General features: G+C 57.4%; 11 protein-coding genes. 6 read left to right on the forward strand and 5 right to left on the reverse strand.

Annotated features, from left to right (window positions below; genetic code table 11):
* The first annotated feature begins 12 nt into the window (after positions 1 to 12).
* From Mal65_RS22555 to Mal65_RS22575, 5 genes are all read left to right on the forward strand, one after another.
* Positions 13 to 1089: a DUF1559 family PulG-like putative transporter gene (locus Mal65_RS22555; protein ID WP_145302954.1), complete on the forward strand. Its 1077-nt coding sequence runs from the start codon at positions 13 to 15 to the stop codon at positions 1087 to 1089.
* A 436-nt stretch (positions 1090 to 1525) separates the two neighbouring features.
* Positions 1526 to 8338, forward strand: coding sequence for a DNRLRE domain-containing protein (locus Mal65_RS22560; protein ID WP_145302956.1), 6813 nt, complete (start codon positions 1526 to 1528; stop codon positions 8336 to 8338).
* Positions 8339 to 8431: 93 nt separating this feature from the next.
* Entirely contained in the window at positions 8432 to 9091 is a 660-nt protein-coding gene (locus tag Mal65_RS22565; protein ID WP_145302958.1) for a PEP-CTERM sorting domain-containing protein, read from the forward strand.
* 435 nt (positions 9092 to 9526) lie between these two features.
* Entirely contained in the window at positions 9527 to 10960 is a 1434-nt protein-coding gene (locus Mal65_RS22570) for an O-antigen ligase family protein (protein WP_165701466.1), read from the forward strand.
* A 38-nt stretch (positions 10961 to 10998) separates the two neighbouring features.
* On the forward strand, positions 10999 to 11997 hold the full coding sequence (locus Mal65_RS22575) for a glycosyltransferase family 2 protein (RefSeq protein ID WP_145302962.1): 999 nt from the start codon (positions 10999 to 11001) through the stop codon (positions 11995 to 11997).
* On the opposite strand, the gene Mal65_RS22580 is transcribed toward Mal65_RS22575, so the two are convergent.
* The 5 genes from Mal65_RS22580 to Mal65_RS22600 form a co-directional block, all read right to left on the reverse strand.
* Positions 11994 to 13019, reverse strand: a complete 1026-nt coding sequence (locus Mal65_RS22580; protein ID WP_145302963.1) for an ROK family protein — start codon at positions 13017 to 13019, stop codon at positions 11994 to 11996. The genes Mal65_RS22575 and Mal65_RS22580 overlap by 4 nt on opposite strands.
* Positions 13020 to 13428: 409 nt before the next feature.
* Positions 13429 to 14235 carry a hypothetical protein gene (locus tag Mal65_RS22585; protein ID WP_145302966.1) on the reverse strand — a complete coding sequence of 269 codons (807 nt, stop codon included), beginning with the start codon at positions 14233 to 14235 and terminating at the stop codon, positions 13429 to 13431.
* Between the two features lie 651 nt (positions 14236 to 14886).
* Positions 14887 to 17532 (reverse strand): [protein-PII] uridylyltransferase, encoded by a 2646-nt coding sequence (gene glnD, locus Mal65_RS22590; RefSeq protein WP_145302967.1) that lies wholly within the window; start codon positions 17530 to 17532, stop codon positions 14887 to 14889.
* 267 nt (positions 17533 to 17799) lie between these two features.
* A complete protein-coding gene (locus Mal65_RS22595) occupies positions 17800 to 18138 on the reverse strand; it encodes a P-II family nitrogen regulator (RefSeq protein WP_145302971.1) in 339 nt (112 codons plus the stop codon).
* Between the two features lie 235 nt (positions 18139 to 18373).
* Entirely contained in the window at positions 18374 to 18922 is a 549-nt protein-coding gene (locus tag Mal65_RS22600) for a cob(I)yrinic acid a,c-diamide adenosyltransferase (RefSeq protein WP_145302974.1), read from the reverse strand.
* A gap of 207 nt (positions 18923 to 19129) precedes the next feature.
* Between Mal65_RS22600 and Mal65_RS22605 the strand changes: the two genes are divergently transcribed.
* Positions 19130 to 19576 (forward strand): bis(5'-nucleosyl)-tetraphosphatase, encoded by a 447-nt coding sequence (locus Mal65_RS22605; protein ID WP_145302979.1) that lies wholly within the window; start codon positions 19130 to 19132, stop codon positions 19574 to 19576.
* Positions 19577 to 19580 lie beyond the last annotated feature (4 nt).

Here is a 19580-nt window from a genome sequence, read left to right on the forward strand (position 1 = left end):
GAAATCAATTCCATGAAACACCGCAAAAACCGCCCTCAATACGACGGCTTCACCCTGGTCGAATTACTGGTGGTGATCGCCATTATCGGGGTTCTGGTCGGCTTGCTGTTGCCGGCCGTGCAAAGTGCCCGAGAAGCCGCCCGCCGCACCCAGTGCATGAACAACATGAAACAAATGGGCTTGGCGGCCCTGAACTTCGAAAGTGCTTACAAGCACCTTCCCACCGGTCCGATGGACGGCGATCCGGAAGCGATCAACTTGGATGGAAGCCCTAATCATGCCGGCCGGAACCACGGCGGACGCGCCCCGACGTACGGTGGGACGGTTTGCTGCCGTGCCGCCACCCGCCGTGGCTGGAATCACTTTTTTAAGATTTTGCCCTTCATGGAACAGCAAGTGGTTTATGAGTTAAGCCGCGATGATCCGCCGTATTGGCCCTATGTCACCAATAACGCGGGTGAAGACGATGTCGCCAAGGTTGCAATCGGGGGATACCATTGCCCTTCACGTCGCAGCCCCAAACTTTATGACAACAACCTTCGCGCACGTGTTGACTACGCGGGGTGTGCGGGATTCATGCACGGACCGACCATCGCCGGCACCAATGACATCCCCGAGGCCCCGTTGGGCGAAGGGCCTGAAGTTAGCGAACGCGGTTCACCCAATATGGGTGACACACCGGGACGAAAAGGCGTGATCGTTAACCCTGCACTGGGGGCCAAACGGTTGCTATCTGAAATCACCGACGGGCTTTCCAACACCATTATGTTTGGCGAAAAGAGCCTTCCCAAGGATCGCCATGGTGTTGATGGTGGGGACAATGAACGCTGGAACAACGCCGGATGGGATGTCGACGACCTCCGATATCATTTCCCGCCCATTCCAGACGCACAGGCGCCGCCTTACAAACCAGGTACCACGGGCAGCACCGCATGGCGGCGGTATTTTGGGGCTGCCCACGCAGAAGGCCTAAATGCTACCCGAGCGGATGGAAGTGTAAATTTCTATTCTTACATGGTTGATCCAGAAGTGTGGATGTACCTATGCATTTGTGATGACGACGCGACCATCGACGAGGAAGCCCTGTAAGAACACGTCGAACGAATCTTGCAATTCGATCCATCAATCATCACCTCAGGTTCGACTTTCGAGCCTGAGGTTTTTTCATTGTCTGGAGAGACTGACAGGCCTAATCCGCCACGCAAGAACAGATATTTTCCGCAAGTCGCCTCACGGCCTCAACTCCACATCGCCCCGATCAACGATTCCATCACTGCAGTTGGTGAAGTCTGTCGGGCAAAGAGAACGGGAAGGGACCGGAGCTAACCAGATCCTTATAGAACCCACTACTTAACACTCATATATGAAGATGAGAATTCCATAAAGGTTCCGCGACGATTGAGCACAGAAAGACTTGGGGTACTTTCAGTTTCCTCGTGTTTTCTGCTCTGAACGCGGATGACCGTCCACAAACGAACACGCACCTCAAGGGGGATGGGGGGCATATCACCACCGTGTTTGTTTCTTGCAGGGAAAGACGCAGCGGGTACTCTCCCGCAACAAACCGTCAGATTCCCCAAATCCTATAGACTCACCCTCAAGGCCCCATTCAATGAGCGCCTCGCAGAAGCCTCACGTTGCCAAAGCATCTCGATCACGAAAAGAAAACAAGAAGCGATCGCGGCGAAGCCGACGTAGCCGCAGCCTCCTGGTCCAGAACCTGGAAGACCGCCAGCTGATGGCCGCCAACGTCATGGACGACGTAATCGATTCCACGGAACTGTCCAGCGTCAACTCGGAAGGCCTCAACGTTCTGATCAACGACAGCACCGGGAACGAGGCTCAGACCGTCTCGGCGTTCAATGCCGAGGTCGACCTGACGACTCTGCCGGATTTGGCTCCGGTCAACGATTCGGACTGGTTCATTCCGATGCGTCAGGATCCGAACGATCCTTCGAAGGAAATCCCGCAGCGATCGATCTTTGAAGGCGCGGTGCTGTTCAATGATGAACGCGAGGACGTCAGCAACGGCGGTGCCAACAACGGCGACATCGACTTATTGCGTGATGACGACGCCGACTTCACCAACGACCACCTGCTGACCAACGGCAACCGACTGAATCCAACGACGCCGGGCGACCGCCTGGACGCATCCGAAGGGATGGTGATTGCGACGCTGCGAAGCAACGATCCGGTGGACGCTTCCAATGTCAATCTGGGCGTTCCCCAATACGCCAGCGAAGGCGGCGGAGAAACATGGATTGCCATCGCGGCGGGACCGGAGAACAACGGCGAACTTTCCATCGACACCTCAGCCGCGTTCTTCCCCTACGACGCAGGCTGGGTCGGTGCCACGTTTAACGGAAGTGCCAGCTTCACGACGGGTGCCAAAGATGCTGACGGAAACGGGATCTTGTCGGCAACCGGCTCAGGGGGCGTCTACCAAGTGACCGTTCCCGGGGTCAACGATTCGTTCTCCGACGGATTCTTGTTCGGCATGGGGGCCGACAACGAAGACAACTACACGCGGACTCGTCCGATCGGCGACAACCAATGGGCCGTCCAGCACCGCGACAACGCCGCGGAGATCGGTGGTTCGGAAGGCGACGATTTCAATGTGTTGTACATCCCTCGCACCACGCGAGGCTTGATCGGCGGTGTCGTCGATGGCGACAGCACCGACACCAATTCAATGCTGGACGAGTTCGGTGATTTCACCCTGCTGCCGCAAGGCGACGGCTTGTACAAGCTGACCGTCCCAGGTCACGACATCACTTCCGGTGTCCTGATCATGGAAAACTATGACCTGACGGTCACCCAACCGCGGAACACCTACTTCACCTACGACGCCGACCCCAATGATCCGTCGTCGATCCTGATCCGCCAGTTTGCGTGGAACGGGAACACCGAAGAACGTTTGGACACGGACTTTGTGTTCTTCTTCATCCCGTTTGAAAACAACCTGGGTGTGACGTCGGATCTGGAGGTCACCAGTCTGGGGGCAACCACCGATGCACCGGGCGCGTTGGGTGGCCTGAGCGATGGGGGCGTTCCGGTCTCGGTCTATGCCGACGGATCGATCAACTACGACTTTGATTTGGCTGCGTTGGTCGAAGGCGACGTCCACACCGACACTTTCGTTTACGAAGCCAGCGACCCGGCGACCATGGAATCGGCCATCGGGACGGTTTCCGTGACGCTGCGTGGAACCAACGATGCCCCGATCGCCATCGGTGAATTGGCGGATCGCGACATCAACGAAGACGAAACCGAAGTGATCGACCTGGCGGCCATCTTCGATGACCTGGACAACGGCGATTCACTGACCTACTCGTTCAATCCTGGCATCGGCGGCCTGTTTTCTGGCGAAGTGGTCGGTGACACGTTGACCGTGACCCCGACGCCCGATGCATTCGGGTCCACGATCGTCTCGGTCACAGCGACCGATAGCACGGGCTTGACATTGACCTTGTCCGCATCGTTCAACCTGGTTCCCGTTGACAATGATGACGTGGTCGCTGTTGACGATGCGGCGGTGACCGACAATGTCACTCCGCTGGACATTGCGATCCTAGCCAACGATTACCACCCGGACACAACTCCGTTCTCGGTTGCCGCCGCTCACATCGGCGGAAACCCCGAAGCGACCGGCAACGGTGACACCGTTTGGACGGTGGATGCGACCACGACGGCCCCCAACGACCTGACGATCCAAAGCCCGGCCAACCGCGGTGACGTGGCGGTCGGACGTGGTGGCAGCGATCTGTCGCTGACCGATGGTGTCTTCTTGGGCACCGTTCGTGATAACACGGATCCGTTCCAGACGGTCAACGCCTATGCAGCCTTCAGCAGCTATGGCTTCGCTACCGACACCGGTGTCGGTGGTGGCGAGCGAAACTCACCCTTGCACGCCGCGTTCTTTCCGTTCGCGGAAGGTTGGACCAGCGGCCATGTGGGATCGGACGGCACATTGCTGGGCGGCGTCGGTGTCTCCCAAGCCAACGTGACCAAGTTGGGAACGGGTCTGTTTGAGATTTCGATCCCAGGTGTCACCAACGCATCGTTCGACGGCATGCTGTTTGCCATCGGTGGAAACAACGATGACAACATTGTTTCGGTCATGCCATCGGCGTTCGGCAACACCTGGCAGATCCGCCAGATGGACAGCGATAGCGACATCGACGGATTCGAAGACGATGCGTTCAGTTTCGTTTACATCCCGGCGTCGACCGCCGGATTGATCGGCGGTCGAACGCAGGAACAAGAAGGCTTTGTCAGCTTGGTCCAGTCGTTCGGGGGCGCGTCGCTCGACTTCAGTTCGCAATCCGGCGATTACTTGGTCAACATCCCGGGCTACACGCCCAATGACGGTGCGCTGATTGCCGTGTCCTCCGGTTCGGTGTTCTCCAGCATCGGCGGTGTCCCGACTCAGGTCCCGGCCAATCACCAAACCGTCGCCGTCGCCGATGGCAACAGTTTCCGCATTCAATTGAAGCAATCCGGCAACTATGCGATTCCTTTGACGGTCGAAGGCGTCGAGACCCCGGACGTCCAGTTCATCTTCTTGCCGTTCGACCAGCCACTTGAACGTGTCGAGAATCTCGACTTCAGCATGACGTCGTTTGACACGACGTCGGCACTGGGCGGAACGATCACGGCCGGTCCGGATGGATCTTTGCAATACGATCCGTCCACCGGCAACGCATCGATTACCGGGCTTGGCAATGGCGAATTTGTCGAAGACACCTTCACCTACACCGTCACCGATGGTCGTGGTGGGACATCGACCGCGACCGTCACGGTAACCGTTCAAGGCCCCAACCGCGATCCCGACGCTGTCGACGACACGGTCAACTTGAACGAGGAAAACAGCAAAGGTGCCGTCTTGACGGTCCTGGGCAATGACACCGACCCGGACGTCATCGACCTTCGTGGCCCGATCCAAGGCGTCGCCGCCGGTAACTTGTCGGTTGACGAGTCGAGCGTTTGGAGCGTCGCCCAAACCAGTGCAACCACCAACGCAATCACTCTGGGTGCCGGTGCGACTGGTGAAGTCGAAGTCCAAGTTGACGGCGGTGCGATCGCGCCAGCCAGCGGCATCACCCTGGCAACCATCCGCGAAAACCACGACGATGCGGGCCCCAACGCCAGCTTGGTGCAGGCCTTTGCGAACGGTTCGGGCGGCACGTCACTGGCGATCGAAGCCTTTGCGTCGGACACCAGCACCGATGCCGACGTATCGGTCGCATACTTCCCGTTTGCCGATGGTTGGGTCGGCGGACATGTGGATGCCGGTGGTGTCCTGACGTCCGGAAACGGACTGGTTGCGACCGACATCGTGCGTACCGGCGATGGACGCTATGAAGTCACCATCCCCGGTGTCACCGATTCCTCGATCGACGGCTTCTTGTTCGTCATCGGCAACGAAGACTCCGACAACGCAGTGTCGTCGCGAGCGATTTCCGGATCGGGCATGTACGAAGTCGCCGTGCGTGACAACCAACAGGATTTCGGGGACGGGGAAGACGGTGGTTTCAGTTTTCTGTTTGTTCCGCGCAACGCTGAAAACTTGGTCGCCGGGACCGTTGATGCCGGATCGGGCTTGGCCAATCCGGTCAGCCTTGCGATCGGCGACTTCACCCTGGAGCGTCAAGACGTCACCGATGGTGGCCAGCAGTGGAAGTTGACGATCCCAGGCCAGTCACCCGACACGGGCATGCTGGTTCTGGCGAATCAAGACAACAACGAATTGGAAGACAACTATCTGTCTTACGAGTCGGATGGCTCGGGCAGCTTCCTGATCCGCAACCACGACATGCCAGGCCTGGGTCGCCAGAGCCAGCCGTTCACGTTCATGTTCGTCCCGTTTGACGGCACCGCCAAGCCGGTCAGCCGTCCGGTTACCGGCCCACTGTCGATCCAATCGGTCGACGCGACGAGTGCCTTGGGTGCAAGCGTCACGATCAATGCCGATGGCACGCTGTTGTATCAACCGGGGACTCTGTTCGACGACTTGTACTCGGATGAATCGGTTGTCGACACCTTCAGCTACACGACCACCGACGGATTCGGCGGGTCCGATACGGCCACCGTTACGGTCAACATCAATGGCTTTGGCGAGGCTCCGGAGATCGACCTGGGGACAGGCCCGGCTTACTTCGGCATTGGCGATTCTCCCGTGGGCATCGCCCCCTTTGCTGACTTGGTTGAGATCGACGATGCCAACGTCGACGGCGCCGTCATCACGGTGGAAATCACCGGCGGCGGTGTTGCCACCGACGCACTGGCGATCCGGAACGAAGGGACGGGCCTGGGCCAATTTGGTGTTAGCGGTGGGGATATCACCTATGAAGGAACGATGATCGGATCCTTCACCGGTGGCGATGGCACCAACCCGCTGGTCATCACCCTGAACGCCTCGGCCAACGGTGCGATCACCGAACGATTGCTGCAGACGATCACGTTCAACAACACCGACAGTGAAATTCTGCCTGGTACTCGCGAGGTCACCTTTGGCTTGGTCGATGGCGGCGGACGAACCAAGGAACCGGCAACCGGCCAGGTGACACTTGGCTATCTGCGATCACGCGATTTCCAACAGGGAGTCGACTATGGGTTTGGCACCTACACCGCAGCTGCTGACGCCCAAATTCGTGAAGCCGACGCCGACAGCGTGATCGATCCTGCCGCCGATTTCCTGATCGACTTTGATACATCCGGGAACACCTCTCAGGCCGTATTGAAGTTCGAAGACATCTTTGGCGACGGACCTGGGCAGATTCCGCTGGGATCGATCATTACGTCGGCCACCTTGATCGTGGAAACCAATCCGAATACCACGAACGCTCCCGGCGATGGCGGCCGATTCTTCCGCATGCTCCAGGACTGGGACGATACAACGGCCACTTGGAATTCGTTCGGAAATGACGGACTGGTCAACCAAGCGATCGATGGCGGCGGAGTTCCCGACGGTATCGAAGCTCGTACCGAGTTTGAATCGCAAGTCGGAACCGCGTCGGGGTCAGGAGACAGTGGAACCGGCATATTGACGACAAGCGTTCTTCCGGACGTTCGTGCGTGGGCCGCCGGCGAGGCCAACTACGGCTGGGCAATCCTAGGTTGGGACGGAAGAACCGACGGATGGTTCTTTAGTTCATCCGAAGACGAAACACCACTGGCACGCCCCCGTTTGAGTATCGAGTGGCTGCCGGCCGATGCGGTCGACGTTGCCAGCTTCCAAGACGGCGTTGACGGATACGAGGGCACGGTCGACACCGAGATCGACAGCAATGGTGCGGATAGCGACCTGTCCGCCGCCACGACCCTGTTCATCGATTCGCCGAGCTCCGGTGCATTGATTCGTTTCGACGACATCATCGGCGAAGCGGTCGGCCAAATCCCCGCCGGATCACAGATCATCTCGGCTCGGCTTCGCACCGCTAGCACGACCAGCAACGCCCAAGGTGACGGCGGACGGTTCTATCCCATGCTGACCACTTGGTCGGACACCGACACGTACAACACGTTGGTCGACGGCGTCAGCACCGATGGAACCGAAGCATCCGACGTGTTCAATACCCAAGCCGGTTTTGAAAGCCGCAACCCGAACGTCCAAGGCGGATTCCATGACTGGGACGTGACCACGGATGTTCAAGCCTGGGTCAACGGAACGACCGACAACAACGGATGGTTCATCAACCACTGGGAAAGCGGCACCGACGGTTGGGGATTCCAATCATCGGAAGCATCCGAAATCACCGAACGCCCACGTCTGGAGATCTACTACACCGATGCACCGGCCGGCACGGCACCGCAGGTCGGCGATGTGGTCATCGCCGATGGCACCGACCAACGTTCGATGGTCAGCGAAGTCACGGTGTCGTTCGATCAAGACGTCAATGTTCAACCCGGTGCGTTTGAACTGGAGAAGCTTGGCGACGGTGGTGGCATGGTCGATGTGACCGCATCGGATGCCGTCTTCAACGCAGCGACTAGCCAGTGGGAAGTGATCCTGACCTTCGGTGGAAGCTTGGTGGAAGCCAACGCAACCAATTCGCTGACCGATGGTAACTATCGACTGACGATCAACCGCGAATTGATCACCGGCGTGACCGGTGGCATGTCGATGGCTGATGACCGCGTCGATGACTTCTTCCGGCAGTATGGAGATGTCGACGGACAACCGGGCGTCGGAATTGGTGACTTCGCTCAATTCCGTGCACTCTTTGGCACTCTCCCCTCTGCAGAGAATTACGACCCCAACCTCGATTTCGACGGTGGCGGTATCGGAATCAGTGATTTCGCACAGTTCCGTTCACGTTTCGGAACCATCGTGTGAACTCTTGGTGAATCTCCCTCGCTCCATCTTTCCAGGTGGAGCGAAATAACTAGCCTTTCAAACCAACCATCACGTTGATTACCTGGAATTACCATGAAGAAACTGTTTGCACTAACGACCTTCTTTGCCTTGTCCGTTCTTTCACAGCATGCTCACGCAATCGTCACCGTTAGCGTCGATGTCGACCCCACCACACCAGGCATCCAACGCGAGGCCTTCTTTGCTCCTGGCGAAGAAGTCTTTGCTGACTTTGTTTTGGAATTGAGTGCTGGCCAGGCTATCGCCGGGTACGGATTCGGTATTGTGATCGATGCAGACGAGCTTGAGGTGCGACAGGCTGCTGCCCAAGCGCCGGGTGCCCCATCCGCCCCCATCGATGGCTCCAACATTATTGTCAATGCAGGAACGAATCCGCAGGTTGGTGACAACACAACCCAGATTGATGGATTCGATTATTTGAATCTGTTTGGATCGTTCACCAGTGACTCGCCGGTCGTTGTTGGATCAGCCACTTTCGGATTCCTCGGATCCGGTGTGGATGGCAACTTCGACATCACAGCCGACTTCATCAATCCCACCCTGGACGGATTCCTTGATGGCAACGGATTTGTGATTGATTCTTCGCAAGTCATCTTCAACGGCGCCAGCGTAACCGCGGTTCCCGAACCGACGTCGTTGGCCGCGTTGGGTCTGATCAGCAGTGGCGTTGCCTATCGCATGCGTCGTCGTCGCAAGACGGCAGCCAAGAAGTAAAACGATCTAAGACTTCAACCGCGGATGATCGTCGGCTCGCAGCCGATAACCGCTCGCAACCCGACAAGGCGGAACTGGCCCTTAGTGACCAGTTCCGCTTTTTTCGTGCGCTCCCGCGGGTGATTCCACGCGAACGCTTGTTGGCATCGCGAATCTCTTTGAACGCATCACCGTGGGGTTCGTCGTCGGCGTCTGCGATTGAAAAATGGCCAATGACGTCGCACCGTTGAATCACCGCAGGTGCTTGCCCGGACGCGTGGTCGCATCAATACTGAGCTTGCCCCCGCCGGAGAGGAGTCCGCGGTGACGTCTGAGATGGCCGGCCCGTTCGTCAGCACGAAGATCCGGCGCAACCCCTACAGGGCCAACCCGCATTCGCCACTGGGGCCCCTTTTCCACTGGCCACGGCATGGCTTTGAATCAGACTGTTTCCCCATGAGTCGTCCGCTGTCGATCCCCGTCTCAAGTTCCGCCCCATCACCGCCCGAATCGCGGTTGGAAGCGGTCCTTGCTGCGCCGCTGGCACCATTGGCTTGTGCACTGGCTCTTTTAGCTGCCGCGTTGGTCAATCCGTTGGACGTGGGTTTCCGGAACGCGGCGGAGAGCGATTCGGTCGGCTTGGACTGGCAAGTCGCGCTCAAACTGGTCGTGTCGGGAATTGCCGGTGGCGTCGGCTTCCTGGGCTTTCTGACCAACTGGCGGGTCCGCGATGCATTGGCCCGTTTGCCCGGCATGTTCTTCGTCGCACTAGGATTCGTCTTCTTGGGGACGTCGTTGTTTGCCCTGGACGAGGTCGCCAATGTGTGCCGCGTCGCTGCCATGATCTATTGCATTTACGTTCTATTCATCCCGACCGCACTGTCATTCCTGTCATTGCGAACCATCGTGCTGATGGTCTTGACCGGTCTCGTCATGCACATGGTGGTGTCATGGTTTTTGTATTTGTTCGTCCCCGAGATTGGCGTCTTCGAAGAACGGCTGATCGGTGAAACCGTTGTCATGCGGATGTCGGGCACCGCACACCCGAACTCGGTCGGACGGGTCGCCGTGCTTGCGATTGTGATTTGCATCGCCTTGTTGCGTGGTGGTCGTGTCGGCACGGTGTCGCCGCAGAAGGGATTGATCCTGTATGCCCTCATTGCATTGGCCATCGCGACGGCAATTGAAACGAAAAGCCGCACCGCAATCGCGGCTGGTATGGCATCGACCATCGTGATGCTGATCGACTTGGCGGCCAGTCGGTTCGGACGAATCTTGGCCGCCATGGCCGGCGTCGGCTTCTTCGCCGCAATACTGGTTTATGGGCTGGGCAACGGAGCAGAAGACTTTGGTTCGACCATCGTTTCGCTGGGCACCAAAACGGGCGACGCATCGGAACTGACCACTGCGACGGGGCGGACTGTTATCTGGACCGAAGCGTTGTCGTTGATTGCCCAACGCCCATGGACGGGATGGGGATTGAACAGTGCGCCGATCCTTCTGGCTGAGTTTTCCCAGCACACACACAACCTTGTTTTGCACTGTTTATTTTCCGGCGGCATCTTCGCCGGCATTCTTGCAGTGGCCTTGGTCGGCTGGACACTGCTGGTAGGCCTGACGTCCAACGAACCATTCGTACGAGGAATCTCCGCTTACGTCCTCGTTTCGGGAATGTTCGAAGACACCGTTTTTGAAACGTTTCCATTTTCGTCCACGTTGCTGTGGATGACCGGACTGTTTGCGCCGGTGATCTATGGGAACCTGGCCAGCGATAAAAGGTTCGGAATGCCAAGCTGGCCATCGCTTATCGGAAACGCCGACTTCACCGTTTCTGCGTCCGCTTCGGTTGATGCACCGAAGCATCCCTCCGACCAATCGTCGGTTCAATGATCCTGCTTTATCGTTCGTCCGTCTGACTTCCATTCATCGTGCCCGCATCCGGAACACTGTCGACCAGCGAACCGCAGACATTCGCAAGAATATCTGAGGCCAGCGGTCCGCTGCGCCCGGGCGTTAGCGTCCAGATGGCGGTTTTCAACGCGATGCCCTATTTGGTCGACGCAGTGGAATCGATCCTGTACCAAAGCTATCAGGACTTTGAATTCATCATCGTCGACGACGGATCGACAGACGATTCCCTGGCGTATCTGCGAAGCGTCAATAACGCGCGTATTAAAATCATCCCCCAAACCAATCGGGGAACGGCCGCCGCGGGGAATGTCGGTTTAGCTCATTGCACCCGACAATATTTGGCGCGAATGGATGCGGACGACTGGTCAGACCCCAGTCGCTTGGAACGCTTGGCGGATGCCTTGGACGCGAACCCCGACGTGTCCATGGTGGGCAGCAGCTTTGCGTACTTCGGTGACCGTACGGCGGGACGTCCGGTACCGATGCCGCAGGACCACGATTCGATTTATCGCGCCCTGTTGCGTGGGGACCATGGGATGGTTCATGGCGCCAGCATGATGCGAACCGAATGCATGCGGGCGGTGGGCGGATACTGGGAACACCGGTTCTTTGAAGACTGGGATTTGTTCCTACGGATGGCAGAAGTCGGAAAGTTGATGAATGTTCCGCACAGCCTGTATCTGTATCGCGCCCATGACACCAGTCTTAGCAGCCGACGATTGGAAGAAATGCGACTGCACTACGATTATGCGATCGACCAAGCCAAGCGTCGTCGCGAAGGCATACCGACATGTGACTTGGCTGAATTTCAATCGCAACGAAAAAACCGACCGATGACAAAGTCAATCGGCGAGCGTTTGGACAACATCGCGTTGGCAAACTATCGTCGCGCGATGGGTGAAACCTACGGCCACAGGCCGCTGCGAGGCCGCATGCGATTACTGTCAGCTTCGCTGTGGAATCCGCGCCGAACGTTGAATCGGATCGGACGACGTTTCCGATCGCGAATCGATTAGACTTCGTCCGATTCGTCGCCAAAGCTACTGGCCGCCCAGGCGGCGGCCCCGAGTGCCCCCGCATCGTCGCCCAGCTTTGCCGGTACAACGTCGAATCGATCACGGTAGACACTCATCACGCGTTTGCGTGCGGTGCGTTTCACCGTGCCGACAATCAAATCTTCCATCGCTTCGACCAAGCCACCGCCCAACACAATCTTGTCGGGTGCTAACAGGTGAACGATGTTGACAACCGCAATGCCGACCGTTTCAGCGGCCGTTTCCACCAAGTGGTGAATCGTGGTATCCCCTTTTTGAATGGATTCCGCGAGCGCACCGCTGCGAATTTCCGCCAGATCAGTCCCGGCGATCTCTTTCAACGCCGGGGCGTCGCCACGATGAGCCGCCTTGGCCGCTTCGGCGGCAATGGTCAATCGGCTGGCTTCGGCTTCCAAAGTGCCGGGCAGGTCATAACCGCTTGCTCGATCGCTGCTGGAAATCCGAGTGTGGCCGATTTCCATACAACTGATTCCGGCGCCCTGAAGAATCTGGCCTTGATACACGCAGCCGCCACCGATGCCGGTGCCCGGGAAAATTCCCACCACGCACCGGGCCTTCTTCGCGGCACCAAAGCGATATTCGCCATAGACACCGGCATCAACGTCATTGACCACGGCCACCGGACAATCGAATCGCTTCGTCAACTTGTCACGAACGTCCAAGTTGTTCCAACCCAAGTTGGGTGTGACCAAGATACGCCCCTTGTCCACATCGATTGGTCCTGGACAACCGATACCAATGCCCGCAATCTGATCTGCCGACAGATCGTTTTCATTCAGCAATCGTTCGATCGTCGAACAGATGCGGTCCAAACCGCTGTCGGACGAATCACGTCCGCGGGTCTTGCGACGGCGGCGGCCAAGTTCTTTCCATTTTTGGTCGTAGGCGATGGCCAGCATCTTGGTCCCGCCAAGATCAAAGCCGATCCAAAACTTGTCCGACTTCTCGGTGTCTTTCTCGTTGCTGCGATTCGGTTCTGACATGGCGTAGCTGGCTCAACGGGGTTCATGCGACAGGATCAGCCGCTCATTAAACACCCATCGGGCGCCGATCAAAAGCCAGCCCGGCATCGATTCACCAACGAAATCGCCTTAGCGCAAAGAGAAGGGCCATGGTGAAGCCCTCCCTGCCTCACCATGGCCCATCATTGCTGGAACGATGGCACCGATCGTTCCACCCTCCCAATCCATGGTATAAGACTGATCGGCAACCTCGGTCCGAATCCTGTAGCGGATTTTCAGGCCGGCAATTTTTTTCCGGCCTTTTTTCGGCGGTGGATCAAAGTCCCCCGAGACGCGGCATTGCAAGCCGTCCAACCACGGGGCGTTTGTCTACAACGAAAAAAAGGGCCGGCGTCCTTCATGAACGCCGACCCTTCGGTTTCACAACCCGCTAATGGTGTGAACAGTCACAGCCCCCTGACGAACATTGACACTCGTCACAGGCCCCTCGGTACACCGGCGGCGATGCCCGGTGCAGGAAACAGGATTTTTTCTTAAAGCAGTCGCATTCGCCGCGAACATGTTTGTAGGCGTGTGCTTCGCGATGCGCCGCCTCGGCTTCATAGCCGGCCCATAGATCGGCGTTGGCCGATCGACTGTGGAACACCTGTTGAAACGTTGATGGTGGCGGCAGAGTCGGCTTGCGGTGCGGCGTGCATTGATAGGCCGAACCACATTGCCCCGAGCTACAACCCGCATAGCTTGCCTGACCCCGCATGTTCGCCCCATGTCCGCTGCACTGATTGCACGAACAAGCGGCCTGATGGGCGGCCCCGGCCATGGCAGTATTTTCCGATACGATCGGCTGTGGCAATGCGGTGGGTTGTTCGACAGCGGGACCGATGGCCGTTTGCGGTGCAAGTTCAACGGACGGTGTCGCCTGATACGCCGGCTGTTGCTGAACCAGTGTTCCTGACGCCGGAATCGGGTCGGTCAGGGCAAGGTCATCTTGATCCGATTCGATCATGCCATCGCTGGCGAACCCCAATTCCGGCTGTTCGCTGGCAACGTTGGCGTCCGGGGGTGGCAACTGATCAATGGCTTCTTCAGCGTCCGACGGCATCGCGTTGTCGCTGACTAATTGGGATTCTCCGAAAGACAATTCGCCCAGCAGTGCATCCAAATCGGCATCGGCCGATGCTGGAACCGCCAGGGTGACCAACAGCAAAATGATGGCAAGTGTCGCGAAGGTACGCATAAACAGACTTCCTTGTTGAAAGGGAACACTTGTTCGAACAGAATCCCGTCGGCGTCTAAAACCCACAGTCTTCCTACGCGGAATTCAAAAGAAGACCCAACAGCCTGTGGCGGTGACGCGGTCGATCACAACGGCCATGGTGTTTGCCACCGGCCATGATTGATCCCATGCGTCACACGTTGCGTCATTCCCCGGTGCATTGCCGACGCCACGTCGCGTGGCATGGGCGAATGCACCGGGATGGATGACGGCCAGTCGAAATCGACTCGCTTGGCGTGCATCTGCTTGCCAGGCCAAACCAAATCGAAATCAACGCATATAGCTGTTCGATCACCGCGTCGGATTCGCGTCCCGGAATCGTGGTAACCTGAACCACATCTATCCGCGGGTTGGTTACCGCGGCGGGGGGAATCAACAAACGAAGGCGGTCATTGAACCACCAAACCATTGCCGCGCCGTTGCGCCGGTGCAAACAAGCTGAAGAAATTTGGCGTAGGCTTTGAAAGCCCCCCGCGTGAGAACCAATGCGATCCAAAATCGTTCGCTGATTCGCATCAACATTGGTGATCCTTCGATCCGGATCGATCGTCTTGAATTTGTTATCCCGTTTCGATGACGTCGATCGATCTTTGCCGTAAAACCGGCAAAGTCTTACACGCGACGCCCGGCCATTTCCAGCGATTCCAAGATGGACTGCTGGACGACTTTTTGACGCGTCGAATCAACGATCTTGTTGCCATCAGATTCGGTGACATAAAAGACGTCGGCGATCTGATCCAGGTGCGTGTCGATCTTGGCAAAGTGCAGCACGATTGACAGTTCGGCCATCGCACGAGCCACGCGATACAACAAGCCCTGACGATCATAAGCGAACAACGACAATATGGTGTACTGTTCCAAAGTGTCGTTATCAAAGGTGACCTTCGTCGGCAAAACATTCACCGAATCAGGCTCGCGAATTGACGCACCGCGCCAAGTATCTCGGTGGGCAGTCACCGGCGCTGTCGGATCGGCCAGCAATCGGCAAACGTGGTTGCAGACTTCATTCACCCGGTGTTGAGGTGGTGGGTTTTCATGATCGGGATCCAACACCCAAAACGAATCCCAAGCCACCTCTTGATCATCCACTTCGATCGTGTCGACATCGGCACGCATGATCTGCAACCCCAAACCGCTAAGCGCGCCGGTGCTGCGTGCGAACGTTCCAATATTTCGGCGTGCTTCGCGATGCAACACGGTGTATCGCATCGCCAAGAAACTGGAATCATAGTTTGCGACACAGCACGACGAACGCCCTGTTTCATACCACTGGGCGATGCCTGTCAATTCGCCGACCAATTGGTCCGGTGTAATTCGCCGAAGAATCGATAACGGCAATGCGTTCAGAATATCCAAACCGATCTTCGGTGCACCCGAGTCCGCCAACTGCTCGGCAATCTGTTTGCGTTGGCTGGCGGTTTCGGCATCCATCTCATCGGGTAACGTCCCGGATTCGAAATAGCGTCGGGTCCGCAAATACAAGTCTTCGATCAGATTCATTTTCCAATCGGAAGCCACGCCGGGGCCGACGGCAATCAAGTCCGCCACGGCGTGAACGATCAACAACTCCAGCCTTCGAATCGACCCGACTTCCGCGGCGAACGACAACACCACTTGGGAATCATTCAAATCGTGGCGGAATGCGGCGACGTTGACGATCAGGTGTTTGTGAACCAGCCATTGCAAAGTTTCGCGACTGGCGTCGTCCAACTCCAGATGATCCGCGATTTCACCGGCGATCCGCCGCCCGACTTCACAGTGGTCTTCTTCATAGCCTTTGCCAAGGTCATGAATCAACAATGCCAAGTGCAGAATGGCCTTGTCCTTCAGTCGGGCATACCGCCGCGCCATCGACGACGAATACTCTTCTAACTTCGTCGCCGCTTCGACCGCGCGAATGCAGTGTGCGTCAACCGTGTACTTGTGATACGCGTTGAACTGCAACAAGCCTCGGCACCGTTTCATCGGTGGGATCAGCTGTTCCAAGACACGCAATTCATGCAACCGTCGCAACAGCGAAGCCAACCGCCCCGGCTTGCTTAACAGCCCCAAAAACGCATTGATCGAATCGGGATCCGGTGGACTGGGGTTGCGACGGGCCATCGAATGCCGAATCGCTTGCCAGGTTCGGTGCGAAATCCGTTTGAAGTGTTGGTTGGCCAAATTCATCAACCGCAACACGTCCGGCAGGCTGGTGGCGAAGCGGTCCAGATCGGAATCGACCACCCAGATTTGCGTCGGCCCCATCCGGATGTTTTCGGTCAACTTGCGTGACAGAGCCCGTTCACTAACGCGTGACAATCGTGATTGCGACAGCGTGTCGTCGGTGAAATAGGCAGCGGCATAGCGGACGTTCTGTGTGTGTTCGAAATAGTCCTGCATGAAATGCTCGACCGCCAGCACGCCTTCGCTGTTCTCATACCCCCACTGTTCAGCGATCTCCATTTGCGTCGCGCGATCCAGCACGTCTTGGCTGCGACCGGCTCGAAAGTGAAGCTCATTCCGCAATCGCAACATGAACGCGTATGCGTGACGTAGTTGTCGTAAATCTTCTGCCGGAAGCGCTCCCAGCCGATACAGCTTCTCCAAATCCGATTCGCCACTGCGGGCAAACCCGATCCAACGGACCAGCTGGATATCACGAAGTGCACCACGCGACTTCTTGACGTTCGGACGCAACAGATAGTTAGTCTCGCCCCATTTCAGGCGTTCGCTTCTTCGCGCTTCGACCACGGTTTTGGTCAAACGATACTGGCGTCGGATGCTGCCCTTTCGCAGCCGATCAAAATACTGACCGAACACCGTGGAACTGCCCGCCAGAAAACGTGATTCCGCCAGCGATGAAAAAATGACCGGATCGGTCCAGGCCCGCTTGCAGGCTTCGGCCGGACCGCGAATGGAAAACCCCAGGTCCAGCCCGGCATCGACCAAATCACGTGTCAGAATGCCGGCTACTTCGGTCGCCAAACCCGCGGATCTCGCCGTCGTCAACAACATCAAATCGACGTCGGAAAATGGCGCCAAGTCGCGGCGTCCGAATCCACCGTGCGCGACCAACGCTAAACCGCGAAACCCCAGATCATGCTGCAGCTTCCGCGACGCGGATTCCCAAACCATCAAAACGACATCGTCGTACAAGTCGGCCATACGGTTGGCGACTTGGAATCCGGGCGACCCGTCGGCGTGTTGGCCACGGATCTTTTCGCGTACCTGAGCCAGCCGCTCTCGCGCTGCTAGAACGACTGGTTGAAAAGACATGTAATTGAATTCAGTGAATCAATTCCGCAAACAAGACGGTCGCGATCCACAGCGGCCGCCCTTTTTTCTCATCGACCTTCACACGGCGTGACGGCCAAAAACCTGACACACCAACCGGGCTGCGGCATAAGGCAAAACAAACGTCGGCTGCGACACAGCCCCGCTTGGCGAATCTATCGACCGCAAGACGGCTGATCGCCTGAAACAGACGTTGGTTCGAACCGGCAGGCCCCGACCATCACCATCGGCGTGATGCTTCGGCGTTGCCTACAGCGCTTCTTCGCCACGTTCACCGGTACGGATCCGGATCGAATCTTCCAAGTTGGTCACGAAGATTTTACCGTCACCGATCTGGCCGGTTTGGGCGGTCTGCAAAATGGTGTCAATCACCGTTTGCAGGTTTTCGTCGGTACAGATGACCTCGATCTTCACCTTGGGCACGAAATCGATAGCGTACTCCGTGCCGCGATAGATTTCGGTGTGACCCTTTTGACGGCCAAAACCGCGAACTTCGCTGACTGTCATTCCGTGGATCCCATGATCAGTCAACGCGTTTTTGACGTCTTCCAATTTGAAGTGGCGGACGATGGCTTCGACTTTCTTCACGACCGATTTCCTCTAACAGGCAGCTGATCATAGGGGTGGCTACCGGCAGAGATGCGGCGAGCCGATGGACGGGTGGGCCGCCGAACGACAGATCAAATCGTCCGAACGAGGGTCCCAATTTCGGTTTGCATTGTACAACGTCAAGGGCTTGGGAACAGCCGGGCGACACCGATGTGAAAGCCGTGGCGGACCATCGCCACAATGGCGGTCGCAGAGCGAAAATGGGGGCCTTTCGCTAGGGTTTTCGCCAGGGCTGATCACCCTGCCCCGTCCGATGGTTGGCCGCCCTTGCCTGGACGAACAGGAAATCGCTGAGCCGGTTCAAATAGATCACCAAGTCTTCCGATATCGCATCGCCGACGTGGCGACGCAGCGAAACGACCCGGCGCTCGGCTCGGCGGCAAACCCCGCGTGCGATGTGCAACCGGGTGGACGCCTCATCACCGGCCGGCAGGATAAACGACTTCAAATCGGGCAGTGACCGCTCGGCATCGTCGATCCAAAATTCCAACCGTTCGATGTGATCGGATCCGATCACCCGCAAGCCGTGCTTGTCCGGATCGGGTGTCGCCAATTCCGCGCCCAATGAAAACAATTCACTTTGGACCTGTTCGACCTGGCCGTCGATCGCATCGGGCAATCCCGCCGACCGCGACCATCCCAAAACGGCGTTCAGTTCATCGACGGTTCCGTAAGCTTCGATCCGGACATCGTCCTTTTCAACACGAGGCCCACCGAACAATCCCGTACTGCCACCGTCACCGCTTCGGGTATAGATTTTCACTTGAGCCGGGCTTTCGCTTGTTCGTGGGTGATTCGTGTCGACTTGACTCGCCTCGGGCAAGGGGCCAAGCCTGTTTGTATCGATTGCTTTGTAGACGTTCGCACCAAGACGACAAGTCCCCCAAACGCCTGGCCGTGGGATTCCAACGCGGGTCATCTTGGCGTGTCTCGTTTCCGTTTCACATCTGTTCGGATCGCTTGAACCCGTATGACAAAACACATCGCTGACGACGGCAAGGTTTACGCGGCGGGGGTGCTGTTGGTTACCGGTGATCCGGTCAGCGAGTTCCTGTTGATGCGACACCCGAATCGCTGGGATTTACCCAAAGGGCATCGCGATCCGGGCGAAGACGATTTGCAGACCGCCAAGCGGGAAATGGAAGAAGAGATCGGTGTTTCCCCGGACCTTGTGCGATGGGACCCGGACTTTCGTTTTCAAATCCGCTATCCCGTCCAGTACAAGAAATGGGCCGGACAATCGTTTGAGAAAGTGGTGACCTACTTCTTAGGGCACATCGATCATAAGCCCGAAATCAAACTGACCGAACACGAAGGATTCCGATGGTGGACCTGGGCGCCGCCACACGAAATACAAACGCAAACGATCGACCCATTGCTGCAAAGCGTTGCGCAGTTCTGGGGTGATTCCCGTTAGCCAC

The organism is Crateriforma conspicua, from assembly GCF_007752935.1.
GTDB lineage: Bacteria > Planctomycetota > Planctomycetia > Pirellulales > Pirellulaceae > Crateriforma > Crateriforma conspicua.